Source organism: Enterobacter sp. JUb54 (assembly GCF_014298075.1).
In the GTDB taxonomy this organism is placed as follows: Bacteria; Pseudomonadota; Gammaproteobacteria; order Enterobacterales; family Enterobacteriaceae; genus Klebsiella; species Klebsiella lignicola.
On record NZ_CP060418.1, the window covers coordinates 4,444,861 to 4,471,549 of the forward strand.

General features: G+C 56.4%; 24 protein-coding genes. 11 read left to right on the top strand and 13 right to left on the bottom strand.

The window, feature by feature from the left end; genetic code table 11:
• The first annotated feature begins 4 nt into the window (after positions 1-4).
• The 6 genes from aroB (at position 5) to trpS (ending at position 5,828) form a co-directional block, all read left to right on the top strand.
• Positions 5-1,099, top strand: coding sequence for a 3-dehydroquinate synthase (aroB, locus tag HF679_RS20420; RefSeq protein ID WP_174510131.1), 1,095 nt, complete (start codon positions 5-7; stop codon positions 1,097-1,099).
• An 84-nt stretch (positions 1,100-1,183) separates the two neighbouring features.
• Complete coding sequence (gene damX / locus HF679_RS20425; protein ID WP_123757339.1) at positions 1,184-2,482, top strand: cell division protein DamX; 1,299 nt, start codon at positions 1,184-1,186, stop codon at positions 2,480-2,482.
• 76 nt (positions 2,483-2,558) lie between these two features.
• The gene (gene dam / locus HF679_RS20430; RefSeq protein WP_123757340.1) at positions 2,559-3,383 is read left to right on the top strand and encodes an adenine-specific DNA-methyltransferase; all 825 of its coding nucleotides are present in this window, start codon (positions 2,559-2,561) and stop codon (positions 3,381-3,383) included.
• Positions 3,384-3,399: 16 nt separating this feature from the next.
• Complete coding sequence (rpe, locus tag HF679_RS20435) at positions 3,400-4,077, top strand: ribulose-phosphate 3-epimerase (protein WP_154145004.1); 678 nt, start codon at positions 3,400-3,402, stop codon at positions 4,075-4,077.
• Positions 4,070-4,831 carry a phosphoglycolate phosphatase gene (gph, locus tag HF679_RS20440; RefSeq protein ID WP_123757342.1) on the top strand — a complete coding sequence of 254 codons (762 nt, stop codon included), beginning with the start codon at positions 4,070-4,072 and terminating at the stop codon, positions 4,829-4,831. Before rpe ends, gph begins: the two co-directional genes overlap by 8 nt.
• Complete coding sequence (gene trpS / locus HF679_RS20445) at positions 4,824-5,828, top strand: tryptophan--tRNA ligase (RefSeq protein ID WP_123757343.1); 1,005 nt, start codon at positions 4,824-4,826, stop codon at positions 5,826-5,828. The genes gph and trpS overlap by 8 nt, the downstream gene beginning before the upstream one ends.
• 69 nt (positions 5,829-5,897) lie before the next feature.
• Here the strand turns inward: trpS and cysG are convergent, their stop codons facing one another.
• The 3 genes from cysG to nirB form a co-directional block, all read right to left on the bottom strand.
• Positions 5,898-7,271, bottom strand: a complete 1,374-nt coding sequence (gene cysG, locus HF679_RS20450; RefSeq protein WP_123757344.1) for a siroheme synthase CysG — start codon at positions 7,269-7,271, stop codon at positions 5,898-5,900.
• Between the two features lie 153 nt (positions 7,272-7,424).
• Positions 7,425-7,751, bottom strand: a complete 327-nt coding sequence (nirD, locus tag HF679_RS20455; RefSeq protein WP_123757345.1) for a nitrite reductase small subunit NirD — start codon at positions 7,749-7,751, stop codon at positions 7,425-7,427.
• Complete coding sequence (nirB, locus tag HF679_RS20460) at positions 7,748-10,291, bottom strand: nitrite reductase large subunit NirB (RefSeq protein ID WP_187042342.1); 2,544 nt, start codon at positions 10,289-10,291, stop codon at positions 7,748-7,750. Before nirB ends, nirD begins: the two co-directional genes overlap by 4 nt.
• A 240-nt stretch (positions 10,292-10,531) precedes the next feature.
• Between nirB and HF679_RS20465 the strand changes: the two genes are divergently transcribed.
• Entirely contained in the window at positions 10,532-11,854 is a 1,323-nt protein-coding gene (locus tag HF679_RS20465) for a cytosine deaminase (protein WP_187042343.1), read from the top strand.
• Between the two features lie 4 nt (positions 11,855-11,858).
• On the opposite strand, the gene tsgA is transcribed toward HF679_RS20465, so the two are convergent.
• A complete protein-coding gene (gene tsgA / locus HF679_RS20470) occupies positions 11,859-13,043 on the bottom strand; it encodes an MFS transporter TsgA (RefSeq protein ID WP_123757348.1) in 1,185 nt (394 codons plus the stop codon).
• 276 nt (positions 13,044-13,319) lie between these two features.
• Between tsgA and ppiA the strand changes: the two genes are divergently transcribed.
• From ppiA to HF679_RS20485, 3 genes are all read left to right on the top strand, one after another.
• On the top strand, positions 13,320-13,889 hold the full coding sequence (gene ppiA / locus HF679_RS20475; RefSeq protein WP_123757349.1) for a peptidylprolyl isomerase A: 570 nt from the start codon (positions 13,320-13,322) through the stop codon (positions 13,887-13,889).
• 162 nt (positions 13,890-14,051) lie between these two features.
• Entirely contained in the window at positions 14,052-14,615 is a 564-nt protein-coding gene (pabA, locus tag HF679_RS20480) for an aminodeoxychorismate synthase component 2 (protein ID WP_187042344.1), read from the top strand.
• Positions 14,616-14,816: 201 nt separating this feature from the next.
• Complete coding sequence (locus HF679_RS20485; RefSeq protein ID WP_187042345.1) at positions 14,817-16,037, top strand: aspartate aminotransferase family protein; 1,221 nt, start codon at positions 14,817-14,819, stop codon at positions 16,035-16,037.
• Here the strand turns inward: HF679_RS20485 and HF679_RS20490 are convergent.
• Together HF679_RS20490 and crp are read right to left on the bottom strand one after the other, a co-directional pair.
• Positions 16,027-18,105: a YccS/YhfK family putative transporter gene (locus HF679_RS20490; RefSeq protein ID WP_187042346.1), complete on the bottom strand. Its 2,079-nt coding sequence runs from the start codon at positions 18,103-18,105 to the stop codon at positions 16,027-16,029. The two genes, HF679_RS20485 and HF679_RS20490, sit on opposite strands and share 11 nt — an antisense overlap.
• A 52-nt stretch (positions 18,106-18,157) precedes the next feature.
• Positions 18,158-18,790 (bottom strand): cAMP-activated global transcriptional regulator CRP, encoded by a 633-nt coding sequence (gene crp, locus HF679_RS20495; RefSeq protein WP_000242758.1) that lies wholly within the window; start codon positions 18,788-18,790, stop codon positions 18,158-18,160.
• Positions 18,791-19,095: 305 nt separating this feature from the next.
• Between crp and HF679_RS20500 the strand changes: the two genes are divergently transcribed.
• On the top strand, positions 19,096-19,500 hold the full coding sequence (locus tag HF679_RS20500; protein WP_123757353.1) for an OsmC family protein: 405 nt from the start codon (positions 19,096-19,098) through the stop codon (positions 19,498-19,500).
• Positions 19,501-19,568: 68 nt separating this feature from the next.
• Here HF679_RS20500 and HF679_RS20505 read toward each other — a convergent pair whose 3' ends face one another.
• From HF679_RS20505 to HF679_RS20535, 7 genes are all read right to left on the bottom strand, one after another.
• Positions 19,569-20,438: a phosphoribulokinase gene (locus tag HF679_RS20505; protein WP_123757354.1), complete on the bottom strand. Its 870-nt coding sequence runs from the start codon at positions 20,436-20,438 to the stop codon at positions 19,569-19,571.
• 36 nt (positions 20,439-20,474) lie between these two features.
• On the bottom strand, positions 20,475-20,693 hold the full coding sequence (locus HF679_RS20510; protein ID WP_123757355.1) for a YheU family protein: 219 nt from the start codon (positions 20,691-20,693) through the stop codon (positions 20,475-20,477).
• Positions 20,694-20,695: 2 nt separating this feature from the next.
• A complete protein-coding gene (locus tag HF679_RS20515; protein WP_154145010.1) occupies positions 20,696-21,712 on the bottom strand; it encodes a hydrolase in 1,017 nt (338 codons plus the stop codon).
• A 174-nt stretch (positions 21,713-21,886) separates the two neighbouring features.
• Positions 21,887-22,504: a TetR/AcrR family transcriptional regulator gene (locus tag HF679_RS20520; RefSeq protein ID WP_123757357.1), complete on the bottom strand. Its 618-nt coding sequence runs from the start codon at positions 22,502-22,504 to the stop codon at positions 21,887-21,889.
• 6 nt (positions 22,505-22,510) lie between these two features.
• The gene (locus tag HF679_RS20525; protein WP_187042347.1) at positions 22,511-25,618 is read right to left on the bottom strand and encodes a multidrug efflux RND transporter permease subunit; all 3,108 of its coding nucleotides are present in this window, start codon (positions 25,616-25,618) and stop codon (positions 22,511-22,513) included.
• 16 nt (positions 25,619-25,634) lie between these two features.
• A complete protein-coding gene (locus tag HF679_RS20530) occupies positions 25,635-26,024 on the bottom strand; it encodes a hypothetical protein (protein WP_123757359.1) in 390 nt (129 codons plus the stop codon).
• Positions 26,025-26,195: 171 nt separating this feature from the next.
• Positions 26,196-26,648, bottom strand: coding sequence for an ester cyclase (locus HF679_RS20535; protein ID WP_187042348.1), 453 nt, complete (start codon positions 26,646-26,648; stop codon positions 26,196-26,198).
• Positions 26,649-26,689: the final 41 nt, after the last annotated feature.

The following is a 26,689-nucleotide window of genomic DNA, read 5'->3' on the forward strand; positions in this document are numbered from 1 at the left end:
CGTTATGGAGAGGCTTACTGTAACTCTCGGGGAACGTAGTTACCCGATTACCATCGCGGCTGGTTTGTTTAACGATCCAGCTTCCTTCCAGCCACTGAAATCAGGCGATCAGGTAATGCTGGTCACCAATGAGACTCTGGCGCCGCTTTATTTGGATAACGTTCGCTCCGTGATGGAGCAGGCGGGTGTTAAGGTTGACAGTGTCATTCTCCCTGACGGCGAGCAGTACAAAAGCCTGGCAGTGATGGATACCGTCTTTACCGCCCTGCTGCAAAAACCGCATGGCCGTGATACGACGCTGGTGGCGCTCGGTGGTGGTGTAGTCGGTGATTTAACCGGCTTTGCTGCGGCTAGCTATCAGCGCGGCGTGCGCTTTATCCAGGTTCCAACCACTCTGCTGTCGCAGGTGGACTCCTCGGTCGGTGGTAAAACGGCCGTCAATCATCCTCTCGGAAAAAACATGATTGGTGCCTTCTGGCAGCCGGTTTCCGTGGTCGTCGATCTCAACTGTCTCAAGACGTTGCCGGCCCGCGAGCTCTCATCCGGACTGGCCGAAGTCATCAAATATGGCATTATCCTTGACCCTGAATTCTTCAGCTGGCTTGAAGACAATATCGATGCGCTAATGGCCCTTGACGAGAAAGCCATGGCGTATTGCATTCGTCGTTGTTGTGAGCTGAAAGCCGAAGTTGTCGCTGCTGACGAGCGCGAAACCGGGTTACGTGCTTTACTCAATCTTGGACATACTTTTGGTCATGCTATTGAGGCCGAAATGGGCTACGGTAACTGGCTCCACGGCGAAGCCGTCGCTGCCGGTATGGTGATGGCCGCGCATACGTCCGAACGATTAGGGCAGTTCAGCAAACAGGACACTCAGCGTATCATTACGCTGTTGCAGCGTGCGGGCTTGCCGGTACGTGGACCGCAGGAGATGTCTGCGCAAGCGTATCTGCCCCACATGATGCGTGATAAGAAAGTGCTGGCCGGTGAGATGCGGCTGGTACTTCCGCTCGCTATAGGGAAAAGCGAAGTACGCGGCGGAGTGCCGCATGATGTTGTTCTTGGCGCGATTGCTGATACTCAGCTAGCGCAACAATAAGAAGGTCTAGCCGCGCTTGCGCGGCGTTATCATTTCAGGTGACATGCAAAAGTCGTGAGCATAAGCCTTTTAGTGGGGTGTTAAATGGATGAATTAAAACCAGAAGACGATCTGAAAGCCGATCGCAGCGATCGTCGTACTGGTCGTTCCCGTCAATCTTCCGAGCGCGATAGCGATCCGCAGATCAATTTTGATGATGTCGATCTTGATGCGGATGACAGCCGTCCAACACGTGCCAGTAAAGCACGCCGCGAGCGCGATGAAGAAGAGTATGAAGAGGACGTAGAGTCTGAAGAAGACGAAGAGCAGGAAGAGCAGCAGGTAGAGCGCCGTCCGCGTAAGCGTAAGAAAGCGCCCTCAAAGCCAGCGTCTCGCCAGTATATTATGATGGGGGTGGGGATCCTCGTGCTGCTGCTGCTGATTGTTGGCATCGGTTCTGCACTGAAGTCGCCGTCCTCTTCCAGCGAACAAACCGCATCAGGTGAAAAGAGCATCAACCTGTCAGACGATCAGTCTGGTAATGCTCAGCCAGCCTCTCAGGAGCCGTCTGCTTCTCAGGGTCAGACTGCGGGTACCACTCAGCAGCAGGACGTCTCTCTGCCGCCAATCGCCGCTAACCCGACTCAAGGCCAGACGACCACTGAGCCGCAAGGGCAGCAGCGTGTTGAAGTTCAGGGCGATCTGAACAATGCACTGACTCAGCAACCGGGCCAGATTGACAGCGCTGTGGCTAACTCCACACTGCCGACCGAACCTGCCACCGTTGCTCCGGTACGCAATGGCACCGCGCCGCGTCAGGCGACAACCGAACGTCAGACTGCCGCCACCCAGCGTCCGGCAGAGCGTAAGCATACGGTTATTGAGCCGAAGCCCGTTGCGAAAGCGCCGGTTGAAGCGAAGCCAGTACAGCCTAAGCGTGTAGAAAGCACTGCGGCAACCGCCCCGGTGAAAGCGCCTGTTACCCAGCCGAGCAAGCCTGTTGCGACAGCACAGACTAAACCTGCTCCGGCAGCCACGGCGACCGCGCCAGCGGCCACTGCAGCAGCCACAACGGCGGCGACAGCGGCTCCGGCAGCAGCTGCCGGTGGTAAAACAGCGGGTGATGTCAGCTCCATGAAAGCGGCACCGTCTGGCAACTACACTCTGCAACTTAGCTCCTCCTCCAACTACAACAACCTGAATAGCTGGGCGAAGAAAGAGAAGCTGGAAAAATATGTTGTCTATGAGACCACCCGCAACGGTCAACCCTGGTATGTACTGGTCAGCGGCATCTACGCCTCGAAAGACGAAGCGAAGCGTGCTGTAACCACTCTGCCAGCGGACGTGCAGGCGAAAAACCCGTGGGCGAAACCGCTGCATCAGGTACAAGCTGACCTGAAATAAGCGCGGTGTAGTCTTAAGCGCAGGGTGCTGTCGGAGCTTTCTCCACAGCCGGAGAATGTGTAATTAGTTAGGCAGCATGAAAAAGAATCGCGCTTTTCTGAAATGGGCAGGGGGGAAATACCCCCTGCTTGACGATATTAAAAAGCATTTGCCGCAAGGTGATTGTCTGATTGAGCCCTTTGTGGGCGCCGGGTCGGTATTTCTTAATACCGACTTTTCTCGTTATATCCTCGCGGACATCAACAGCGATCTGATCGGTCTCTACAACATCGTCAAATTGCAGACTGATGAGTACGTGGCCGCAGCGCGTGACATGTTTACGCCGGAAAATAACGCCGCAGAGCAGTACTACCGGTTCCGGACTGAATTCAACCTGAGCCAGGACCCATTCCGCCGTGCGGTGTTGTTCCTGTACCTCAACCGCCACGGTTACAATGGCCTGTGTCGTTACAACCTGCGCGGTGAATTTAACGTCCCGTTCGGCCGTTACAAGAAACCCTATTTCCCGGAAGCCGAGCTGTATCATTTTGCCCAGAAGGCGCAGAATGCGTACTTCTACTGCGAGTCGTATGCCGACAGCATGGCACGCGCGGACGGGTCTTCGGTGGTCTATTGCGATCCGCCGTATGCCCCTTTGTCCTCGACCGCCAATTTTACGGCATACCACACCAGCAGCTTTAATGCCGAACAGCAGGCGCACCTGGCGCAACTGGCAGAGAATCTGCTCGAACAGCGGGTTCCGGTTCTGATTTCCAACCACGATACGGCGCTGACGCGCGAATGGTATCGTCAGGCTAAGCTGCATGTCGTCAAAGTGCGACGCAGCATCAGCAGCAACGGTGGTACACGAAAGAAGGTGGACGAGCTTCTTGCTCTTTACCGTCCGCCCAAGACTAAATAATTTCAAGGAGATGCGGATGAAGCAGTATTTGATTGCCCCTTCGATTCTGTCGGCTGATTTTGCCCGTCTGGGTGAAGATACCGCCAAAGCGTTGGCTGCAGGTGCCGATGTTGTGCACTTTGACGTGATGGACAACCACTACGTGCCGAATCTGACCATCGGCCCTATGGTGCTGAAAGCACTGCGCAACTATGGCATCACCGCACCGATCGACGTGCATCTGATGGTGAAGCCGGTTGACCGCATCATTCCTGATTTCGCCGCGGCGGGCGCCAGTATCATCACCTTCCATCCGGAAGCCTCTGAGCACGTCGACCGTACCCTGCAGTTAATCAAAGAACATGGCTGCAAAGCCGGTCTGGTGTTTAACCCGGCCACTTCGCTGAGCTACCTCGATTACGTGATGGACAAGCTGGACGTTATCCTGCTGATGTCCGTCAACCCAGGTTTCGGCGGCCAGTCTTTCATCCCACAGACGCTGGATAAACTGCGCGAAGTTCGTCAGCGTATTGATGCCTCGGGCTATGACATTCGCCTGGAAGTCGACGGCGGCGTCAAGGTCAGCAATATCGCGGATATTGCAGCGGCGGGTGCCGACATGTTTGTTGCCGGCTCGGCGATTTTCGATCAGCCGGACTACCAGCAGGTTATTGATCAAATGCGCAGTGAATTAGCAAAGGTTAGTCATGGATAAATTACACGCCATTCGCGGTATTGCCTTCGACCTGGACGGGACGCTGGTGGACAGCGCGCCGGGGTTGACTGCCGCGGTTGATAGCGCACTTTACGCGCTGGAGTTACCGGTCGCCGGTGAGCCACGCGTCGTGACCTGGATTGGCAACGGCGCGGATGTTCTGATGGAGCGGGCCCTCAACTGGGCGCGTCAGGAACGTGCCACCCAGCGTGCCGCAATGGGTAAACCGTCTGTCGATCATGACGATATCCCGCAGGCAGAGCAACTGATGGTGTTGCGTAAGCTGTTTGACCGCTACTACGCCGAAGCCGCTGAAGAGGGCAGTTTCCTGTTCCCGGCGGTTGCCGATACCCTCGGTGCCCTGCACGCGAAAGGTTTACCGCTGGCGCTGGTGACCAACAAGCCGACGCCGTTTGTCGCGCCAATCCTCGACGCGCTGGACATCGCGAAATACTTTAGCGTCGTTATTGGCGGCGATGATGTGAAGAATAAAAAACCGCATCCGGATCCGCTGCTGTTGGTAGCGCAGAAACTGGCGCTGGCGCCAGCTGAGCTGTTGTTTGTCGGGGATTCCCGCAATGACATTCAGGCGGCAAAAGCGGCGGGCTGCTGTTCCATCGGGCTGACCTACGGCTATAACTACGGTGAGTCGATTGCCCTCAGCGAACCGGACTACATCTTCGACCAATTTAATGAACTCTTGCCCGCTTTCGGGCTACCGAACAGTGAAACTCAGGAATTGAAAAATGACTAAGCCCATCGTTTTTAGTGGCGCACAGCCCTCAGGTGAATTGACCATTGGCAACTACATGGGTGCGCTGCGTCAGTGGGTGAGCATGCAGGATGATTATCACTGCATCTATTGCATCGTGGATTTGCATGCTATCACCGCGCGTCAGGATCCGGAGAAACTGCGTAAAGCGACGCTGGATACGCTGGCGCTTTATCTGGCCTGCGGGATCGATCCTGAGAAAAGCACCATCTTCGTTCAGTCACACGTGCCGGAGCACGCACAGCTGGGCTGGGCGCTGAACTGCTACACCTATTTCGGCGAACTGAGCCGTATGACCCAGTTCAAGGATAAATCGGCGCGTTATTCAGAAAACATTAACGCCGGCCTGTTCGACTATCCGGTGCTGATGGCGGCGGACATTCTGCTGTATCAGACCAACCAGGTGCCGGTCGGCGAAGACCAGAAGCAACATCTGGAGCTGAGCCGCGATATTGCCCAGCGCTTCAACGCCATCTACGGCGACGTGTTTAAAGTGCCTGAACCGTTTATTCCGAAATCTGGCGCTCGCGTGATGTCCCTGCTTGAGCCGACCAAGAAAATGTCTAAGTCGGACGACAACCGCAATAACGTGATCGGCCTGCTGGAAGACCCGAAATCGGTCGTCAAGAAGATCAAACGTGCAATGACCGACGGTGACGAGCCGCCTGTTGTGCGCTACGACCAGCAGAATAAAGCCGGCGTGTCCAACCTGTTGGATATCCTCTCTGGGGTAACCGGGCAGAGCATCGCCGAGCTGGAACAGCATTTTGAAGGCAAAATGTATGGTCACCTGAAAGGCGAAGTGGCCGATGCCGTGTCCGGCATGCTGCTGGAGCTGCAGGAGCGTTATAACCGCTTCCGTAACGACGAAGCGTTCCTGAACCAGGTGATGAGAGACGGGGCCGACAAGGCCAGCGCTCGTGCGTCTGAGACCCTGAAAGCGGTGTACGACGCTATTGGTTTTGTCGCTAAGCCGTAATCGGTCAGCGTTCGGCAAACAGAAAAGGGCGGGTTATCCCGCCCTTTTGCTATTCAGGCATAGCCTGAATCAATGATGTGAGAACCAGTTCAGTTTGTCTCGCAGGCTGACCACGCGACCCACGATGATCAATGCCGGGCTGGCCATTTGCTGTGCCAGAAGATCCAGCTGATCCAGCGTCCCGGAGACCACCTTCTGGCTGACCGCCGTGCCGTTTTCCACAATGGCGACCGGCATCTCTGCCGCCATACCGTGGGCAATGAGCTTTTCACGGATGGCCGGTGCCTGACTCAGCCCCATATAAAACACCAGGGTTTGTTTCTCTGCAGCCAGATTTTCCCAGTCCATCTCGCCGTCGGTTTTCAGGTGCCCGGTGACAAGCCGCACGCCCTGGGCGTAATCGCGATGGGTCAGCGGGATGCCGGAATAGGCGGAACAGCCGGAAGCGGCGGTGATCCCCGGTACCACGGAGAAGGGGATCCCGGCGTTGCACAGGGTTTCCAGCTCTTCACCCCCGCGGCCGAAAATAAAGGGATCGCCACCTTTCAGACGCACAACGCGGCGCCCGTTCTGGGCTTCGCGCAGCAGGATCTGGTTAATCTCTTCCTGCGGTACGCAGTGGTAACCCGCGCGTTTGCCGACGAACACCCGGTCGGCGTCGCGACGTACCAGATTCATAATGTCGTCGGAGACCAGGCGGTCATACACTACGACGTCGGCCTGCTGAATTTGCTGGAGCCCTTTCAGCGTCAGTAGCCCGGCATCGCCCGGCCCGGCGCCCACCAGCACCACTTCACCACGATGATCCAGTGGCTCCGTAAGCAACTGCTCGGTGGTATCCGCCACGGCCTGACGGTCCTGGTTGGCCAGCGATTGCGCGAGGCGATCGTTGATAAACAGCTTTTCCCAGAAACGGCGACGTTCGCCAACCGTCGCAAACTGTTTTTTCACCCGCGAACGTAGCTGGCCCGCATAGTGCGCGAGCTGGCCTAAATGGAGTGGTAACAGGGATTCCAGCTTTTCCCGCAGCAGTCGCGCCAGCACCGGCGAGGTACCGCCAGAGGAGACGGCGACCATCAGCGGCGAACGGTCGATGATCGACGGCATAATAAAGCTGGCCTGCTGCGGCGCATCCACCACGTTACAGAATATCCGACGGGCTTCTGCGGCGTCGCTGACCTGTTGATTGACATCTTCATTGTCGGTGGCGGCAATCGCCAGCCAGCAGGCGTCAAGCAGCACGGGGTCAAAGGGCGCTTTCACCAGCGTCAGCATCTGCGAATCCGCCCACGCCTGGAACTGCGGCGAGAATGCCAGCGCGTTGACCGTTAACCTGGCGCCGGCATCCAGCAACAGGCGCGCCTTGCGTTCGGCAACATCACCGCCGCCGACCAGTAAACAATCGCGACCGCGCAGCTGACAGAAAATAGGTAAGTGGTCCACGGAACATCCTCGCAGAAAAGCAGTGGGAGAGGGTAAGCGGTCGTAGCATAACAGCAGAGGGTTGACGGAATACACGACTTTTCTGGTGTCTACCGCTTAGTGGTCATAAGAAAAAAATAGGGTTCCCTCCGGGTGGGAGGGAACCGCAGGGCGTTATGCTTTCAGCTGCACGTTGCCGTCTTTGACTCGCGCCTCAAAGTGGGCGATGGAGTGGCTTTCATCTTCCATGCACAGACCGTCGCGCAGGCGGAAGCGCTGCTTCTTCAGCGGGCTGGCAACCCACAGCTCGCCTTCGTGCTCGGCAATGATGCCGCGTGACAGTACGCTGGCGTTGAAGAACGGGTCGATATTGCTGATCGCAAACACCCGATCGTCATGGTAGGGCCGGAACAGGGCGACCTGTTGCTGGCCCAGCAGCGCGCAGACGCCGGTTGCGGGCAGGATCTCGTCAATCTTGCAGATGTTTATCCACTGGCTCATGCGTTTTCCTCCACCAGCGTCACCGGGATACGCTCATACGGCGTGGCCGGGCGATGCTGCTCGCGTTCCGCAACGACCTGCACATTCGGGTCGCGCTGGTTGCTGTTGATAAAGTGTTTGAAGCGGGTTTGCGCCGCCGGGGTGTTGACCGTTTCGGTCCACTCGCAGGCGAAGGCGGCACGCAGACGCGCCAGCTCTTCTTCCAGATGTTCGTTCAGGCCCAGCTTGTCGTCGATGATCACGCTGCGCAGGTAGTCGATCCCGCCTTCCATGTTGTCTAACCATGGTGCAGTACGGGTCAGCTTATCGGCGGTGCGGATGTAGAACATCATGAAACGGTCGAGATAGCTGAGCAGCGTTTCACGATCGAGGTCGGCGGCCAGCAGATCGGCGTGGCGCGGTTTCATCCCGCCGTTGCCGCAGACATACAGGTTCCAGCCTTTTTCGGTGGCGATAATCCCCACGTCTTTGCCCTGGGCTTCGGCACATTCACGGGTACAGCCGGAGACGCCAAACTTCATTTTGTGCGGCGTGCGGATGCCCTTGTAGCGGTTTTCCAGCTCGACGCCGAAGCCCACGCTGTCGCCGACGCCGTAGCGGCACCAGGTACTGCCGACGCAGGTTTTTGCCATACGCAGCGCTTTGGCATACGCGTGGCCGGTTTCGAAGCCCGCCTCAATCAGCTGGCGCCAGATTTCCGGCAGGTCGTCTTTTTGCGCGCCGAACAGGCCGATGCGCTGTGAACCGGTAATTTTGGTGTAGAGGTTATATTCGCGTGCAATGCGCCCGACGGCGACCAGGCCTTCCGGGGTGATTTCACCGCCGGCGGAGCGCGGGATCACTGAATAAGTACCGTCTTTCTGGATGTTGGCGAGGAAGTTATCGTTGGTATCCTGCAGCGGCGTATGCTGCGGCTTGAGGATGTACTCATTCCAGCAGGAGGCCAGCAGGGAACCGACCGTCGGCTTACACACTTCACAGCCGTACCCTTTACCGTGTTTCGCCAGCAGCTCTTCGAAGGTTTTAATGCCTTCGACGCGGATCAGGTGGAACAGCTCCTGACGGGAGTAGGCGAAGTGTTCGCACAGGTTGTGGTTAACTTCGATACCCTGTTTCGCCAGCTCGGCGTTCAGCACCTGCGTGACCAGCGGGATACAGCCGCCGCAGCCGGTACCGGCTTTGGTCTCAGCTTTCAGCGTCGCCACGGTATGGCAGCCTTTGTTGATGGCGGAAACCAGCATGCCTTTGGTGACATCGAAGCAGGAACAGATTTGCGCGCTGTCCGGCAGTTTATCGACGCCAATCGACGGTTTGCCGCTGCCCGCATGGGCCGGCAGGATCAGCGAGTCCGGGTTTTCCGGCAGCTCAATACCGTTCAGTACCAGCTGCAGCAGGTTGCCATAGTCGCTGGTATCGCCAACCAGCACCGCGCCAAGCAGGGTTTTATTGTCTTCGCTGACGATCAGGCGTTTATAGACTTCTTTGCTTTCATCGAGATAGACATAGCTACGGGCGCCCGGCGTGCGGCCATGCGCATCACCGATGCCGCCAACGTCGACGCCAAGCAGTTTCAGTTTGGCGCTGAGATCGGCGCCGGTAAAGGCGTTGCTGTTGCCGAGCAGATGATCGACGGTCACCTGCGCCATCTTATAGCCCGGGGCTACCAGGCCATAGACGCGGTTGTCCCAGCTGGCGCATTCGCCGATCGCATAGATATCCGGGTCTGAGGTCTGACAGGTATCATTCACGACGATGCCGCCACGTTGGGCGACCGCCAGACCGCACTGGGTCGCCAGCTTGTCGCGGGGACGAATACCGGTGGAGAAGACGATAAAGTCGACCTGCAGTTCGCTACCATCGGCAAACTGCATGGTTTTGCGCGCTTCGCTGCCCTGCTGGAGGATCTCTTTGGTGTTTTTGCTGGTATGGACCTTCACGCCCATGCTTTCGATTTTACGCTTGAGCTGTTCGCCGCCCATGTTATCCAGCTGCTCGGCCATCAGCATCGGAGCAAACTCAATCACGTGCGTCTCGACGCCGAGGTTCTTCAGGGCGCCAGCGGCTTCGAGGCCCAGCAGGCCGCCGCCGATGACCGCACCGCGTTTGCTGCGGCGGGCGCAGGATTCGATCGCGTTGAGGTCTTCAATAGTACGGTAGACGAAGCAGTCCTGAGTTTCCGCGCCTTTGATCGGTGGGATCCACGGATAAGACCCTGTTGCCATGACCAGCTTGTCATAAAAGACGGTGCGTCCGGCGCTGGAGTGAATGACTTTCTCCTGACGGTTAATCGTGATCGCACGTTCGCCGATCAACACCTTCACGCCATGTTTTTCGTAAAATCCTTCACGAACCAGCGAAAGTTCTTCCGCAGTGTGGTGGGAGAAGTAAGACGACAGGTGGACACGGTCGTAAGCGATACGGGGTTCTTCACAGAACACGGTAATGTCGAATTGTCCGGCAGGCGCCTTATCAAGAAGCTCTTCGATAAAGCGATGGCCGACCATGCCGTTACCGATAATAGCGATTCTGACTTTGCTCATTTTTGCCTCGATTTCTTTTCTATTACCGCCTACCTTAACGATTCAGCCAGTGCACTTATTGATACAAATCAAGATCGCTCCCGCCTACCACTTAATGGGTATGATCATGATTTTAATGGATTTTTATAAGTTATGGAAAACTCAGGCTTTTCCTTCCTGTTGCTTTTGTGTACAAACTGGAGGTGAGAAAATGTTCATAGCCTGGGTGAATAATCAGCATTATTAACGGGAGTCATCACGATGACAGCAGTTCCGCTTTGGTTAATTCAGAACGTACGTCTGCCGGACCGCTACGGGTTATGGCAGATTGCGATAGATAAAGGCTGTTTTGGCGATATCACCCCGATGGGTGACGCGCGCAGTGAAAGTTACGAAGTGCTCAACGCCCGTGGAGGGCTGGCTATTCCGCCGTTTATTGAACCGCATATTCACCTGGATACCACCCAAACCGCCGGCGAGCCAAACTGGAACCAGTCCGGTACGCTGTTTGAGGGTATTGAGCGCTGGGCCGAGCGCAAGGCGTTGCTGAGCCACGAGGATGTGAAAGCCCGGGCGTGGAAAACCCTGAAGTGGCAAATTGCCAACGGGATCCAGTTTGTTCGTACCCACGTTGACGTTTCTGACCCGACGCTGACCGCCCTAAAAGCGATGCTGGAAGTGAAGCAGGAGGTAGCGCCGTGGGTAGATTTGCAGATCGTCGCCTTCCCCCAGGAGGGGATTTTATCCTACCCCAATGGAGAGGTCCTGCTGGAAGAGGCGCTGCGCCTCGGAGCCGATGTGGTGGGCGCCATTCCGCACTTTGAGTTTACCCGCGAGTATGGCGTCGAATCGCTGCATATTGCGTTCCGTCTGGCGCAACAGTATCAGCGGCCGCTGGATATTCATTGCGATGAAATCGATGATGAGCAGTCGCGGTTTGTCGAAACCGTTGCCGCTCTGGCGCTGAAAGAGGGGATTGGCCCGCGGGTCACCGCCAGCCATACCACCGCGATGCACTCCTATAACGGCGCCTATACCTCACGGCTGTTCCGCCTGCTGAAGCTCTCGGGGATCAACTTCGTGGCTAACCCGCTGGTGAACATTCACCTCCAGGGACGGTTTGATGATTATCCGAAGCGCCGGGGTATTACCCGGGTGAAGGAGCTGATAGCGGCGGGCATTAACGTCTGCTTTGGTCACGATGATGTGTTCGACCCGTGGTATCCGCTCGGCACCGCCAACATGCTGCAGGTGCTGCATATGGGGTTACATGTCTGTCAGCTGATGGGTTATCAGCAGATTAACGACGGGCTGAAGCTTATCACCGACAACAGCGCCCGCACCTTCGGTCTGCAGGATTACGGCATTGTCCCGGGGAACCCGGCCAACCTGATTATTCTACCGGCGGAGAATGGTTTTGAAGCGGTGCGTTGTCAGGTACCGGTCCGCTGGTCGATTCGTCAGGGGCGGGTGATTGCCACGACGCAGCTGGCACAGACCTGGATCCAGACTGACCGAGGGGGAGAGGAGTTGTTCTTTACCAGAAACAGCCCCTTCGCGGATGCCAAGGGGCCGACAGCTTAAAGGCTTAGTGAGACGCCGCTGCCATGTTGTGCTGGCGGTGGCGGGAGACGAACCCGAGGATCAGGCACATCACAAAGACCACGGCGTAGAGGCCGTTAGCGGTGTGCAGTGCAGCCAGTGGGCCGCTGGCTGCCACAATCGGGCCGGTGACGACGAAGGTCAGCATGGTGCCGATGGTGCCGCAGGTCAGAACGAAGTTCACCAGCTTCGGCGACGCCACTTTGGTCTGCAGTGAACCCAGAGTGATGAGCGAGGTGTAAATCGCGCTGGAGAAGAAGCCCAGGGTCAGGATAAACCACGGCATGTGCTCCGGCGAACCGTTGATGAACAGATACATCAGCACCGTTGCCAGGCCCGCCAGAACGGTGAGGATCCGCTGAAGGTCGAAGAAGCGCAGGATAAAGCTGAATGACCACATACCAATCATGTAAGACATCCAGAAGTCACTCACCAGTTGACCACCGTCGGCCAGGCTCATGCCCAGAGTCTTCGCGTATTCAGGCACCCAGGAGATAAAGCCCAGCTGGCCGAGGATATAGCACAGCGCCGCGATAGCGAGGAACAGCACGCCGATGCCCCACTTTTCTTTGACCACAGGCTGGTTGTCCTGCTGTGCTTTTTTACCAAGAACCGGGAATTCACAGCCGAAAGTCAGCACAAAGATCGCCACGTAGACCAGACCAATGCAGGCGTATACCCAGTACCACTCGATGCTACGGGCCAGCAGGAAGGCGGCGACCATTGGGAAAATCATCCCCGCCATGCTGAAGAAGGAGTCGGTAAACAGCAGGCGCGCGCCGCGCTGACGGCCTTCATACATGTGGGTAATCAGGAAAGTACCGATCGACATGGTAATCCCGCTAACCAGACCCAGGACGAACATCGAGGCGGAAAACAGCGCCAGGCTGTGGCTGGTCATCAGCCCGGCCACGGCCAGTACCATCAGGATAAAGCCAAAACGGAGCTGAGTTTTCAGCGGGACAATTTCCATCAGCCAGGCGTTCAGGAAGATAGAGATCAGGATACCGGCGTTGAGGAAAGTAAAAGTGTTACTCATACTGGAAACCGGCAGGTGGAAATAATCGGCGATATTTCCCATCACCATTCCGGTGACGATCACCAACGCACCGGTAAGGGCGTAGGAGAAGAAGCTGATCCATGTGAGCTTGATACGGTTGCTGTTAGTCATGACTGGCCTGTGAATAGAAATGTAAAACGCATTGACTGCGCGATGGCGAACAGATTTTATTCATTCGCGTGATGTAAGCAAACGTTTATTATGTAATGCACTCTTTTTTGCATTGATTAGTGTGATGTTGATCGGGTTTGCATGTCCTGCTGGTTAATGCGTGTGTCGTAACAACTATTTCAGCTACGTAAAATTAGGTAAAACGCTGGCCCAGGATGCAAAGGCTCTTTAGAATCAAAGCACTCGCTTTTTATTCTGCTCCGTTAAGGAATTCCCATGTTCAAATCAACTCTGGCGGCGGTGGTTGCCGTTGTCGCCATTTCAGCTTTCTCTCCGGCTATGGCTGCGAAGGGCGATCCTCATGTATTGCTGACGACCTCCGCGGGAAATATTGAGCTGGAGTTAAATAGCCAGAAAGCACCGATTTCCGTGGATAACTTCCTGAAATACGTGAACAGCGGTTTCTATAACAACACCACTTTCCACCGCGTAATCCCGGGCTTCATGGTGCAGGGCGGTGGCTTTAACGAACAGATGCAGCAAAAGCAGCCGAATCCGCCGATTAAAAACGAAGCCGATAACGGCCTGCGCAACACCCGCGGCACCATCGCGATGGCGCGTACTGCCGACCAGGACAGCGCGACCAGCCAGTTCTTCATTAATATCGCTGACAATGCCTTCCTCGACCACGGACAGCGTGATTTTGGCTACGCGGTCTTCGGTAAAGTGGTGAAAGGCATGGACGTGGCCGATAAGATTTCTCAGGTGCAGACCCACAACGTCGGGCCGTACCAGAATGTTCCGTCTAAACCGGTCGTCATCCTCTCCGCGAAAGTCCTGCCGTAAGCTTTTCTTCCCGCGCGGGTAATTATCGCCCGCGCCTTATCGCCCGTTCTGTATCAGCGGAAAGGGCGATTCCGACCCTTCTGCACGGATGTTTCGCAAAGTGATAAGCGCAACACCATAATCTGAGTAGAATAGCCCGGTTTTGTTTTTTCCGGAGCCATCATGATCCTGCTTATCGATAACTATGATTCTTTCACCTGGAACCTGTACCAGTATTTTTGCGAGCTGGGGGCGGAGGTGCTGGTCAGGCGCAACGATGAGTTGACGCTTGAGGAGATTGCGGCGCTGGCGCCGGAGAAAATTGTTATCTCGCCCGGGCCCTGTACGCCGAATGAGTCCGGCATCTCGCTGGCGGTTATCGCGCACTACGCCGGTCGGGTTCCGCTGCTGGGGGTTTGCCTGGGCCATCAGGCGATTGCGCAGGTCTTTGGGGCCACTATCGTACGCGCCGCCACCGTCATGCACGGCAAAACCTCCCCCATCCGCCACAACGGCTCCGGGGTTTTCCTGGGGCTGAATAATCCGCTGGTGGTCACCCGCTATCACTCTTTACTGATTGATCCTGCAACGCTTCCCGACTGCTTTGACGTAACGGCGCGTAGCGAGAGCGGTGAAATTATGGGGATTCGCCATCGCGAGTGGGATCTCGAAGGGGTACAGTTCCACCCGGAGAGTATTCTCAGCGAGCAGGGGCATCAGCTGCTGGCAAACTTCCTCAATCGATGATTTATACCTTTCATCCTTCAAGTTGCCTGGATGTATGAGCCTCATTGATGGTGAGGCTCACCCTTCTGGCCAGCGCTTAGTCGCTTCACCTCACAACCCGAATTATTTTGGCGATACAGTTGCCATTAATTGATTTTTTATGCATATTTTGTGATTAGATTATCACAATAATGATTGCGTAACGAAGAAGGATGGCATGACATGGCAACTGAGCAACCGGTAATTACCCGCGCCACATTCGATGAAGTTATTCTGCCGATTTATGCACCTGCGGAATTCATCCCGGTAAAGGGTAAAGGTAGCCGCGTATGGGATCAGCAGGGTAAAGAGTACATTGATTTTGCCGGTGGGATTGCGGTGACGGCGTTAGGTCATTGTCATCCGGCGCTGGTGGCGGCGCTGCAGCATCAGGGCGAAACCCTGTGGCACACCAGCAACGTCTTTACCAACGAACCGGCGTTGCGCCTTGGTCGCAAGCTGGTGGACGCCACCTTTGCCGAGCGTGTGGTATTTATGAACTCCGGTACGGAAGCTAACGAAACGGCCTTCAAGCTGGCGCGTCACTACACCATTACCCGCCACAGTCCGTATAAGACTAAAATCATCGCTTTCCATAACGCCTTCCATGGCCGCTCGCTGTTTACCGTGTCCGTGGGCGGGCAGCCAAAGTATTCTGATGGTTTCGGCCCGAAACCCGCCGATATTATCCACGTGCCGTTTAACGATCTGCACGCGGTTAAAGCGGTGATGGACGATCACACCTGCGCAATCGTGGTAGAGCCGATTCAGGGCGAAGGTGGCGTGATGGCGGCGACGCCAGAGTTTCTGAAAGGGCTGCGCGAACTGTGCGATGAGCATCAGGCGCTGCTGGTGTTTGATGAAGTACAGTGCGGGATGGGGCGTACCGGTTCGCTGTTTGCGTACATGCACTATGGCGTGACGCCGGACATCCTCACCAGCGCCAAAGCGCTGGGCGGCGGTTTTCCGATCAGCGCCGTGCTGACCACGAACGAGATTGCCAGCGCCTTCCACGCCGGCTCCCACGGTTCAACCTACGGCGGCAACCCGCTGGCCTGCGCCGTTGCCGGGGCGGCATTTGACCTGATCAACACGCCTGATGTGCTGGAAGGGGTGAACGCGAAGCGGGCGCTGTTTGTGCAACATCTGCAGGAGATTGATGCTCGCTTCGACCTGTTTAGCGATATCCGCGGCATGGGGCTGCTGATTGGCGCAGAGCTCAAACCGCAGCATCAAGGCCGGGCGCGCGATTTCCTGTATGCCGCGGCGGATGCGGGCGTCATGGTGCTCAACGCCGGGCCGGACGTCATGCGCTTTGTGCCGTCGCTGGTGATCGATGAGCAGGATATTGCCGAAGGAATGGCGCGCTTTGCCCAGGCGGTGCAGAAGGTGCTTAGCGCTTAGTCGCGCTCAGCCAGATGCCATGATGTGGGCGCTGACGCCATGCCACCGACGAGATGGTGTGCATGGTGTTCAGATGGTCGAGGATCCGCTGCAGATGCTGCTCCATGGTACTTAGCGGGCCACGACTCACTTCAACGTCCTGAGACTCCATAATATTCACGTCGTCAGCGCTGCCGGGACCGTCAGTGTCCAGCCGCTGCTGACAGCGCTGAAGCGCAATCTCACAGGATTCCAGATAGCGCCGGGCCAGCTCCGGCGTCAGCATGTTGTGCTCGCGGGCCAGGGTGGTCATCGCGTTGATGTGCTCAACAATAAACTGGCTGTGGGTGACCCACAGCTTCATATCTTCCAGATAATGCGAGTTAAACCCTGGCTCCTGCATGGCCTGGTTCAATGAGTTAAACAGCGAGTTATGTGCCTGATTGACGCGCATGCGGCGATAGGCCAGCGCCGGAGCCTGGTGATCGTCGCTGAGGATCAGCCTGAGGGCCTCCTGATCGGACTCCAGCGCGTCGTGGGCGTTTTTACGTAGCAACCCGCTCTGCCACTGTGGCCACAGCCAGACCATCCCGCCAAAGGCGATCAGGCAGCCGATAAGCGTATCGATAAGCCTGGCGACAATGTACTGCTCGCCGTTAAGTGTCAGCAGCTGCAGGGTATATACCGCCGTCACGGTAAAGCCGACCATCGCCCAGCCGTAGTGCTTGCGAATAATCAGGTAGCTCAGCAGCGTAATGATCAGCAGTGCGGTCAGCGTATAGCCATCAGGAACGTGAAAATGCAGCGTCAGCCCGGCAATGGCGAGGCCGGCGAGGGTGCCGGCCGCTCGATGAACGATGCGCACTCGCGTCGCGCCGTAGCCGTTTTGGGTGACGAAAAGCACCGTCATTAAGATCCAGTAGGGCTTGGGAAGATGCAGGGCGCTGCCCATCAGGCTGGCGGCGGTGAGCATCACGCAGATACGCGCGGCATTGCGCAGCGCCGGCGATTTCCATGAGAGATAGTGCTTTAGCGCCGGCAGCAGCGGCAGGCGGCGTTCTTTATCTGCCATCAGGTTGCGGGCATACAGCGGGCGCTGGGTGCGCAGCACCCGGGCGATGCGGCTAAAGTGCCAGGCACAGAATTGCCCCACCGGGTTGTCGGGGTGCTGCCAGGCTATTTTCTCCAGCGCGCCAATCTGCTTATCCATATGAAAGCGTTGCGGATAACGATGGTACAGAATGTCGTCGGCCAGCACCCGCAGACGGGCGGCAACGGTTTGCGCGTTCCAGCGGATCACCGCCTCGGCGTGGCTACGCTCCACCAGCTTCTGGACTTCCTCAGGCTGATGCAGGCTGACGGAGATATGTTCCTGTAGATCCAGCGCCACCTGAAACGCCCGCAGCAGGCGCTTGTGATCGTTGCGCTGGTTCGCCGCCAGCATATGCATCTGCTGGTAGCACTGGGTGATCAGGTCCACCACCTTTTGCTGGCGAGTGAGCAGCGGTGGAAGCGATGTCGCCGGGTCGATATGCTGAGTCAGCAGGCTGTATTTCGCTTCGCAGTAGTTAGCCAGCTCCCGGTAGAGCAGGCTCAGGGATTCACGTAGCGGCTGTTCGCGCCAGAGCCAGAACCAGAACCAGCTAAACAATCCGTACCACAAGGTGCCGAGGGCGTAGATCAACAGCGGCTCCCAGATGGGCATGTTCCCGGCAAGGCTCAGGGTAAAAATGGCCGCAATCAGCGAGGCCGGGAGGAGTCTGGCATGGAGCGAGCTAATCTCTGCCGTCACGCCAAGCAGCAGCGCCAGGCCGCTAAGGATCAGGGGCAGCGGGATCTCCTGTTGCAGCAGCAGCTGGACCACCAGACTACAGCCGGCAAACAGCGAGCCGCCCACGATCAGGCGTTTGAAAAAGCGTTTGTGCGGGGTGTCCAGACCGGCGACGTTACAGCAGGCAGGTACTAAGGAGAACAGCAGACCCTGTTGCAGATGGCCGAGGAGAAGACCGACCGCGACAGGCAAACACAACACCAGCGTTTGCCGCAGTGCATAGTTGACTTCCGGGTGGTAAATCAGCCTGCGCCACATCAGGGGGAGACAAAAACGGCGTATTGCGTGGGCAACACGCCGTTTTAACGACTTAACGCGTACCGTAAACGACGATAGTTTTACCGTGTGCGGAGATCAGATTCTGATCTTCCAGCATCTTCAGAATACGGCCGACGGTTTCGCGGGAGCAACCGACGATCTGACCAATTTCCTGGCGGGTAATTTTAATTTGCATACCATCAGGGTGGGTCATGGCGTCCGGCTGTTTAGCCAGATTCAGCAGCGTCTGAGCGATACGACCGGTGACGTCGAGGAAGGCAAGGTTACCCACTTTTTCGGAGGTGACCTGCAGACGACGAGCCATCTGCGACGACAAGCGCATCAGAATATCCGGGTTAACCTGGATCAGCTGACGGAATTTTTTGTAAGAGATTTCGGCCACTTCACATGCGGTTTTTGCACGTACCCAGGCGCTACGCTCCTGGCCTTCTTCAAACAAGCCTAATTCACCGATGAAATCGCCCTGGTTGAGGTAAGAGAGGATCATCTCTTTACCTTCTTCATCCTTGATGAGCACAGCCACAGAGCCTTTGACGATGTAGTACAACGTTTCTGCTTTTTCACCCTGGTGGATCAGCGTGCTTTTCGATGGGTACTTATGAATATGGCAATGAGACAAGAACCATTCGAGGGTAGGGTCTGTTTGCGGTTTGCCAAGCACCATGCGCGGTTATCCTCTGTTATAAGCTATCTCCGGGTGCCGACACTACACGGCATCCGGGCATGCAATCGTATTGTTTCCCTATGCCTGGGAAATGGCTGGTGATTTTTCTTCAGCCTGTAATGTGAACTCCTCTGCATACATGCAATACATCAATGTAATACTGTAGCATCCCGACTGTTTTAGCATAGCTTTTGCCGCATGTCTCCTGGTGTCTCGCTTCAGCATGATGTAGGTCGCCTTCCGTTGCGAGAATTGTTATGTGCGCGTAATCTGTCAGGAAAATTGCAACCTCGGAGTTAAATTTTATGCAAGCTCGTGTGAAATGGGTTGAAGGGTTAACCTTCATCGGAGAGTCCGCATCAGGTCACCAGATTCTGATGGACGGCAACTCCGGAGATAAAGCGCCAAGCCCGATGGAAATGGTGTTGATGGCGGCGGGCGGATGCAGCGCGATTGATGTTGTGTCTATTTTGCAGAAAGGGCGTCACGATGTGACCAACTGTGAGGTGAAGCTGACCTCTGAACGCCGGGAAGAGGCGCCGCGCCTGTTTACCCATATCAACATGCATTTCATTGTGACCGGCAAAGAGCTGAAGGATGCGGCGGTATCGCGTGCGGTGGATCTGTCGGCAGAGAAATATTGCTCGGTGGCGCTGATGCTGCAAAAAGCAGTCAACATCACCCACACCTATGAAGTCATTGAAGGCTAACCGACGGCAGGATAGTGCCAGGTAGCAGAGAACAACCCCGGTCGTTATGCGTCCGGGGTTTTTTATGGCTAGTCGATCTTTCTGCCTTCCATCAGGCGCTCTACCAGCGGCGTCATGATCAGCTCCATCGCCAGACCCATTTTGCCCCCCGGAACCACCAGCGTATTGATATGCGAGATAAACGATCCCTGCAGCATCGCGAGCAGCCACGGGAAATCGATATCCTGCAGATTACGGAAGTGGATCACCACAAAGCTTTCATCCAGTGAAGGGATGCCTTTCGCCGCAAACGGGTTCGAGGTATCGACGGTGGGGACTCGCTGGAAGTTGATATGGGTACGGGAAAACTGCGGGGTGATGAAGTTGATGTAGTCCTCCATCGAACGCACCACGGAATCCATTACCGCTTCACGGGAATGGCCGCGCTCGCTGGTATCCCGGATAAGCTTCTGGATCCATTCCAGATTGACAATCGGCACCACCCCGACCAGCAGGTCGACATTTTGCGCGACGTTGTACTGCGGGGTGACCACGCCGCCATGCAGCCCTTCATAAAACAGGACGTCGGTTGGTTCCGGGAGCGGCTGCCACGGCGTGAAGGTACCTGGAACCTGATTCCACGGGACCGCTTCGTCATAGGTATGCAGGTATTTTCGCGACTGGCCGCTGCCGTTGCGCCCGTATTCAAGGAAGGTATTTTCCAGCAGGCCGAAGTCGTTGGCTTCCGGGCCGAAGTAGCTGATGTGCTTGCCCTGATCGCGCGCTTTGCGGATCGCCATGTCCATTTCCGGGCGGGTGTAGCGATGGAAGCTGTCGCCTTCGACTTCCGCAGAACGCAGATTCAGCTGTGCGAAAATTTTACGAAAGGCGAGGCTGGTGGTCGTGGTTCCCGCACCGCTGGAACCCGTGACGGCAATCACCGGATGTTTGGCAGACATAACAACTCCCAGATTAAACGATGGTGTGGTGCCGCCTTAGCCGTGGAACTGCTTGCGGGGCATAATGTTGACCGTTTCGTGTAGTTCAGACCACACCAGCACGGCTTCTCCGCTTTTTAACTGTTGTTTGACGTCGGCGACTTTATCCACCAGCGAGCGTTCATGTTCACCATAATCGGTGCCTTCACGCAATACAAAGCTTTCGATCAGGTTATCCAGCGTTTCGGGATCCAGATCGTGCCAGGGAATAATCATATTTATGCTCCCAACCAACGGGTTAACCAGTCCGGAATGCGTCGTTCCAGCCACATTTCCGGCTTACGCAGCGTGCCGCCAACGAACCCGACGTGCCCGCCTTGCTCGGTCAGCTGATATTCGACATTTGCCGGCAGCTGTTCTTGCGGCGGGATAGAGTGGTGATCCATGAAAGGATCGTCCTTCGCGTGAATGATCAGCGTCGGCGTGGTGATATCACTTAATCGCGGCATCGCGCTGCACTGGCGATAGTAGTCTAGCGCATCGGCGAAGCCGTGGATTTTCGCGGTGATCATATCGTCAAACTCGCGGATACGGCGCATCCCTTTGAGCTGGCGTAAATCGACCGGCAGCGAACCCGGGTAGGCCTTCAGCTTACGGGCCGCATTGGCCTTTAACAGGTTAAGCAGATAGCGCTGATAGACCCGGGAAAAGCCTTTATCCATATGATAGCTGCAGGCTTCCAGCATGAAGGGGGCTGAGACGATCACCGCGGCGTCCAGCGGGGCGTTATCGCCTTCTTTTGCCAGCAGGCAGCCCAGCATGTTCCCCCCCAGTGAATAGCCAACGGCGGCGGTCGGGACCGTACCAAATTCACGTTGCAGCCAGTGCAGAAACCAGCTGCCGTCTTCGGTTTCGCCAGAATGATAGATCCGGTTATTGCGATTGGGTTCACCACTACAGCCGCGAAAATGCATCACCACGCCAAGCCAGCCGCGCTGCATGGCGGCATGAATCAGACCGTGGGCGTAGGGGCTGTGCAGGCTGCCTTCCAGGCCGTGAAAAACGACCAGGCGCGGTTTGTGCCGTGCCAGGGAGGGGTCTTCGCTCCATGCCAGATCGACAAAATCACCGTCCGGCAGCTCGAGGCGTTGCCAGAAGGGGGTGAAGCCCAGTTTGCGGCGGATCAGACGCGGAAGCATGGTTTGCAGATGACGATTGCCCACGCCGCGCATCGGATGAAACTCGCGCGAATCGTCTTCAGGGGGCGTCATTTCTGTGGGGGTGATTTCAACCATAGCACCAGAGCAATTAATAAACTAATACAACACTATACCGCGCACGAGGTGCGCCGGTTATCCAATATGTGGTCTTACGGCCAGCTCTATAGGTTACACGAAATTGCGTCCGGGTGATGACTGGAGTACGCGCTGCCGGAAATTATCGCACCCGGCAGGCGTCTGTCCGGCGGCTCAGGAGTGGTAATGCCAGGCGCTGAGGAAAGTGGTGACGGCGGACTTAGCGAGCGGCTCCAACTGGGCGGGATCAAGGGCCTGCTGCGAGATCAGCGCCGCCGGTAACGGGTAACCCATCACCGACCCAAGGAACAATCTGGCCTGAACCTCGGGTTCCGTCAGGGTCAGCGTGCCGCGCGCATTTTGCGTGCTGAGTATCTCAACCAGTACGGTCAACACCCGGCCCGCCGGGCGTTGTTCGAGTGCTGCGTACAGCTCGGGCTTTTGCACCAGCACCTGGATCAGCAGGCGCTGAAAACGGATATTTTCCGCACTGTAAAAGTGCGCCTGGACGACACGGGCAAAACCAAGCAGCAGCGCTGGCAGGTCGTGCTGCTTATCCTGCAGCAGCTGACGCAGCGGCGGCTGCATTTTCCCGTTTAAATAGGTAAAGCTCTCCAGCAGCAGCGCATCTTTACCACCCGGGAAGTGGTTATAGAGCGTGGGGCGGGAGCTTCCTGCTTCAGCGGCGATGGCGTCGAGGGAGACATCCAGCCCGTGCTTTAAAAACAGTTCGCATGCGGTATGTAAAATGCGAGGGCGTGCGGTCATCGGACGCCCGCGTTGGTTAGCCATCAATTGCTATCCTTTGTGTTTTCCTTTTAGGGAGTGGATCCCCTGCTGGATCAGGATGAAAAAAAGCGGGACCAGGAGCAGCGTCAGGAGTGTCCCGGAAAGCATTCCGCCGATCACCGCGGTTCCGATTTCCGTGCGGCTCGATGCGCCAGCTCCGCTAGAGAGTACCAGAGGGATGGCGCCAGCAACAAATGCCAGCGACGTCATTATGATCGGCCGCAAACGCAGGCGCGCGCCTTCAAGGGTGGCTTCCACCAGCTTTTGGCCTGCCGCCAGCCTCGTCTGGGCGAACTCAACGATCAAGATGGCATTTTTAGCCGACAGCCCCATGGTGGTCAGCATCCCGACCTGAAAGTAAATATCGTTATCAAAACCGGCCAGCGTCGATGCGCTTACGGCCCCCAATATGCCCGGTGGAATGATCAACATGACGGCCAGCGGAATTGACCAGCTTTCATAGAGCGCGGCAAGACAGAGGAAAATAAAGATCGCGGAGGCAAGGTAAACCCACAGCGTCTGCCCCGATGAGGCCTGTTCCTGGTATGACAAACCGCTCCATTGCAGACCGAAGCCATCCAGGTCCTGCACCAGTGAGGTCATCTCATTCATTGCGCTACCGGAGCTGATACCGCTGGCGGCGCTTCCCTGGAACTGGACCGCCGACAGACCGTTAAATCGCTGCAGCATCTGTGGCCCGGTGGTCCATTGCATCGACGCGAAGCTGTTGAAAGAGGCCATGTTGTCTTCACTGCCGCGTACAAACCAGGCGGCGAGACTTTCGGGGCTGGAGCGCCACGGGGCATCGCCTTGCATATAAACACGTTTGATACGTCCGCGGTCGACAAAATCGTTAACGTAAGCGCCCCCCCAGGCGGCGGCGATGGTCTCGTTGATGTCAGCCTGCGCCAGCCCCTGGGATTCGGCCTTTTGACGATCCACCTCAATGTGCAGCTGGGATTTTTCATCAAGGCTGTTGAGCCTCACTGCATCGAGATTGCTGTTGGCTGTTGCCATCGACAGCAGGTTTTTTTGCGCCGCCAGTAGCGCGTCATACCCTTGCGGCGACTGGTCCTGCAGCCACAGCTCAAAGCCGCTGGACTGCCCAAGCCCGCGAACGGCCGGCGGGGCGGAAACGCTAATCGTCGCGTTGGTCGAGGCCCTGAAGTACTGATTGGCGCGAGCAATAATCGACTGGGCGCTGTTTTCCGTCCCCTGGCGTTCGTCCCAGCGTTTTAACTCGACAAACGCCATACCGACGTTTTGCCCGCTGCCGGCGTTATTACGCCCGGTGACCATAAAAATGACGTTCAGGTTGTCTTTCTCTTCGGTCATAAAATAGTTTGAGATCTCTTTTCCCGCCTGCTCGGTCATCGACATCGGCGAGCCGGACGGCAGCGTAAACTGAATGACGACTGACCCCTGATCCTCCTCCGGCAGGAAGCCGGTTGGCAGGCGTTGATACTGCCAGAGCATCAACAGGATCAGCAGGAGAGTGAGCAGGCAGTTACGTAAGGGCCGGCGAGTGATGCGCTGTAGAAGAATGAGATAGCGGTTTTGGCTTTTTTCGACACCGTGGTTAAACCAGCGGAAAAAGCGGCCTTGCTTCGCGTGACCGGGCTTGAGCAAATGCGCGCACAAGGTCGGGGTCAGCGTCATTGCTATCAGCGCGGACAGGCTCATGGCGGTCACGATCGTGGCGGTAAACTGCCGGTAGATGATGCCAACGGAGCCGCCAAAAAAGGCCATGGGAACAAAGACGGCCGACAGCACCATCGCGATACCGATCAGCGCTCCGGTGACCTCATTCATCGAGCGTAGCGTCGCCTCTACCGGGCCGAGTCCCTCTTCAGCCATTACCCGCTCGACGTTTTCGACCACCACGATGGCATCATCGACCAGCAGACCTATCGCCAGAACCATGGCGAACAGCGTCAGGGTATTGATGTTGTAGCCGAGCACGCTGAGGATGCCAAAGGTGCCAAGCAGGACGACCGGGACGGTGACCGTTGGGATCAACGTCGCACGCCAGTTTTGCAGGAACAAGTACATGACGATCACCACCAGAATGATGGCTTCGATAAGGGTTTGCACCACGCCTTCAATCGAGACGGTGACGAACGGCGTACTGTCGCGTGGGTAGGCCGCCACCATGCCGGCAGGGAACTGAGGGCTTAATCTTTCGACTTCAGCGCGTACATTTTCGGCAGTACTGAGCGCGTTTGCCCCTGAGGCCAGTTGGATGGAGATCCCGGCGGCCGGGTAGCCATTCAGGGTGGTCAGGTTCTGATAGTTTTCGGCGCCGACCTCGACGCGAGCAACGTCGCGCAGATAGATCGTGGACCCATCGCGGTTGGTCCGAATCGTGATGTTTTCAAACTGTTCCGGCGTTTCCAGCCGCGACTGCATTGTGACGGTCGCGTTGAGGTATTGTCCCTCCAGCGTCGGCAGCGTGCCGATTTCCCCGCTGGTCACCTGCGTGTTTTGCGCCTCAATGGCGGCGCGTACATCAGAAGGCATCAGCCCGAAACTGTTGAGCTTGTGCGGGTTCAGCCAGATGCGCATGGCGTACTGGGCGCCGAACACCGTGGTTTCTCCGACGCCATCGACGCGGCTGAGCGGATCCTGCAAGGTGCTGACCAGGAAGTCGTTGATATCAATATTGGTAAGCTGGCCGGTTGTATCGTACAGGGCGACCACCATCAGGCTGTCTCCCTGCGATTTGGTCACCGTGATCCCCTGCTGTTGTACTTCCTGCGGTAAACGGGTTAATGCCTGGTTGACGGCGTTCTGGACCTGGACCTGCGCCATATCCGGATCGATATTCTGGGCAAAGCTGAGGCTGATGCGTGCCTGTCCGGCAGAGCTGCTGCTGGAGGAGAAATAGAGCAAACCATCGATGCCCTTAATTTGCTGTTCCAGCACCTGAGTGACGCTTTCTTCGATCGTTTCAGCAGAGGCGCCAGGGTAGTTTGCCGTCACAGTGACGCCAGGCGGTGCGATATCGGGATATTGTTCAACGGGTAGCGTAAACAGGGCGAGCGCACCGGCCGCCATGATGCAAATTGCCATGACGGCGGCAAAAACGGGTCGGGAAACAAAAAAATGTGCCAGCATATTCACAAACCTTTCGTCAGTCAGCGGGATAAAGTTTCCGGAGAAGCGAGGGGTAGGCTTCAGGACAGTAAAGGGCGCGTCGTGCGTAGTTGACGCAGAGTGGATTGAGTTCAAGCAACATCAGGTTCCACTGATATGCTGTCCACAGGCGGTCATAGACCTGGATACTGAGTGAGTTTTGCTGCAACTTTTCCCGCAGTTGATGCAGCGTTGCCAGCGTACTTTGACGGTTGAATAACCGCTGTTGCAGGCCGCTGCGCGTCCAGGCGGCGGGCGCCGGACAGATGGCGGATATTTTGATCGCTACCGGCGCGATAATAAGGTGTGCGGACGCAGAATTTCCGGCGCTGAATGCCGATAACAACATGAAAAACAACAGATAACCCCACCTTTTGTACAGCGTCATGTTACGGCATCCACATCAATTTATTTACTTTACAGTAAAGTAAATAAATTGGTTAAACAAGACACATTCGCAAGTGTTATGACGAGGGGAAACAGAGCAAGGTGTAGGGGAGGTCAGAGAATAACGCAGGAAAAACAGCCACCTTGCACTACAGATGGCTGAGTGACGGATTTAAAACATGCCGTTGCCGCTGGCCGTTTTTTCCGGAACAGTCTGAATAACGTCCCAGTGTTCCACGATTTTGTGCTGTGCATCGAGGCGGAAAATATCCACGATGGCGCGGGTGACTCCGGGTTCGCGTCCGGTGGTGGCGACGTGCAGGACAACGTAGTCGCCATCGACGATCGTCCGTTTAATCTCGCTGCGGGAGTCCGGGTATTTATCTTTCAGGAAGGCGATAAACTGGCGAAAGCCTTCAGGCCCATCCTTTGCACCGGGGTTGTGCTGGATATACTGCTGGCCGAGATAGGGGCTGGCGGCCTCAAAGTCTTTATCGTTCAACGCTTTATTATAAAATGCGATGACGTTTTCTTTGTTTTTTAATTCGCTCTCGGTGTAGGCGGCAAAGGCTGTATGGGTCAGGGCGCACAGCAGTGAGAGGGAAAGGAGCATTTTTTTAACCATGGCAGTTCCTCTTGCAGGTGAGTTATGCGGTTTTTAACAGA

What these genes read in the sequence shown, in the direction of transcription:
- aroB (WP_174510131.1), top strand. Translation starts at nt 5, where the DNA reads ATGGAGAGGCTTACTGTAACTCTCGGGGAACGTAGTTACCCGATTACC.
- damX (WP_123757339.1), top strand. Translation starts at nt 1,184, where the DNA reads ATGGATGAATTAAAACCAGAAGACGATCTGAAAGCCGATCGCAGCGAT.
- dam (WP_123757340.1), top strand. Translation starts at nt 2,559, where the DNA reads ATGAAAAAGAATCGCGCTTTTCTGAAATGGGCAGGGGGGAAATACCCC.
- rpe (WP_154145004.1), top strand. Translation starts at nt 3,400, where the DNA reads ATGAAGCAGTATTTGATTGCCCCTTCGATTCTGTCGGCTGATTTTGCC.
- gph (WP_123757342.1), top strand. Translation starts at nt 4,070, where the DNA reads ATGGATAAATTACACGCCATTCGCGGTATTGCCTTCGACCTGGACGGG.
- trpS (WP_123757343.1), top strand. Translation starts at nt 4,824, where the DNA reads ATGACTAAGCCCATCGTTTTTAGTGGCGCACAGCCCTCAGGTGAATTG.
- nirD (WP_123757345.1), bottom strand. Translation starts at nt 7,751, where the DNA reads ATGAGCCAGTGGATAAACATCTGCAAGATTGACGAGATCCTGCCCGCA.
- nirB (WP_187042342.1), bottom strand. Translation starts at nt 10,291, where the DNA reads ATGAGCAAAGTCAGAATCGCTATTATCGGTAACGGCATGGTCGGCCAT.
- HF679_RS20465 (WP_187042343.1), top strand. Translation starts at nt 10,532, where the DNA reads ATGACAGCAGTTCCGCTTTGGTTAATTCAGAACGTACGTCTGCCGGAC.
- tsgA (WP_123757348.1), bottom strand. Translation starts at nt 13,043, where the DNA reads ATGACTAACAGCAACCGTATCAAGCTCACATGGATCAGCTTCTTCTCC.
- ppiA (WP_123757349.1), top strand. Translation starts at nt 13,320, where the DNA reads ATGTTCAAATCAACTCTGGCGGCGGTGGTTGCCGTTGTCGCCATTTCA.
- pabA (WP_187042344.1), top strand. Translation starts at nt 14,052, where the DNA reads ATGATCCTGCTTATCGATAACTATGATTCTTTCACCTGGAACCTGTAC.
- HF679_RS20485 (WP_187042345.1), top strand. Translation starts at nt 14,817, where the DNA reads ATGGCAACTGAGCAACCGGTAATTACCCGCGCCACATTCGATGAAGTT.
- HF679_RS20490 (WP_187042346.1), bottom strand. Translation starts at nt 18,105, where the DNA reads ATGTGGCGCAGGCTGATTTACCACCCGGAAGTCAACTATGCACTGCGG.
- crp (WP_000242758.1), bottom strand. Translation starts at nt 18,790, where the DNA reads ATGGTGCTTGGCAAACCGCAAACAGACCCTACCCTCGAATGGTTCTTG.
- HF679_RS20500 (WP_123757353.1), top strand. Translation starts at nt 19,096, where the DNA reads ATGCAAGCTCGTGTGAAATGGGTTGAAGGGTTAACCTTCATCGGAGAG.
- HF679_RS20505 (WP_123757354.1), bottom strand. Translation starts at nt 20,438, where the DNA reads ATGTCTGCCAAACATCCGGTGATTGCCGTCACGGGTTCCAGCGGTGCG.
- HF679_RS20510 (WP_123757355.1), bottom strand. Translation starts at nt 20,693, where the DNA reads ATGATTATTCCCTGGCACGATCTGGATCCCGAAACGCTGGATAACCTG.
- HF679_RS20515 (WP_154145010.1), bottom strand. Translation starts at nt 21,712, where the DNA reads ATGGTTGAAATCACCCCCACAGAAATGACGCCCCCTGAAGACGATTCG.
- HF679_RS20520 (WP_123757357.1), bottom strand. Translation starts at nt 22,504, where the DNA reads ATGGCTAACCAACGCGGGCGTCCGATGACCGCACGCCCTCGCATTTTA.
- HF679_RS20525 (WP_187042347.1), bottom strand. Translation starts at nt 25,618, where the DNA reads ATGCTGGCACATTTTTTTGTTTCCCGACCCGTTTTTGCCGCCGTCATG.
- HF679_RS20530 (WP_123757359.1), bottom strand. Translation starts at nt 26,024, where the DNA reads ATGACGCTGTACAAAAGGTGGGGTTATCTGTTGTTTTTCATGTTGTTA.
- HF679_RS20535 (WP_187042348.1), bottom strand. Translation starts at nt 26,648, where the DNA reads ATGGTTAAAAAAATGCTCCTTTCCCTCTCACTGCTGTGCGCCCTGACC.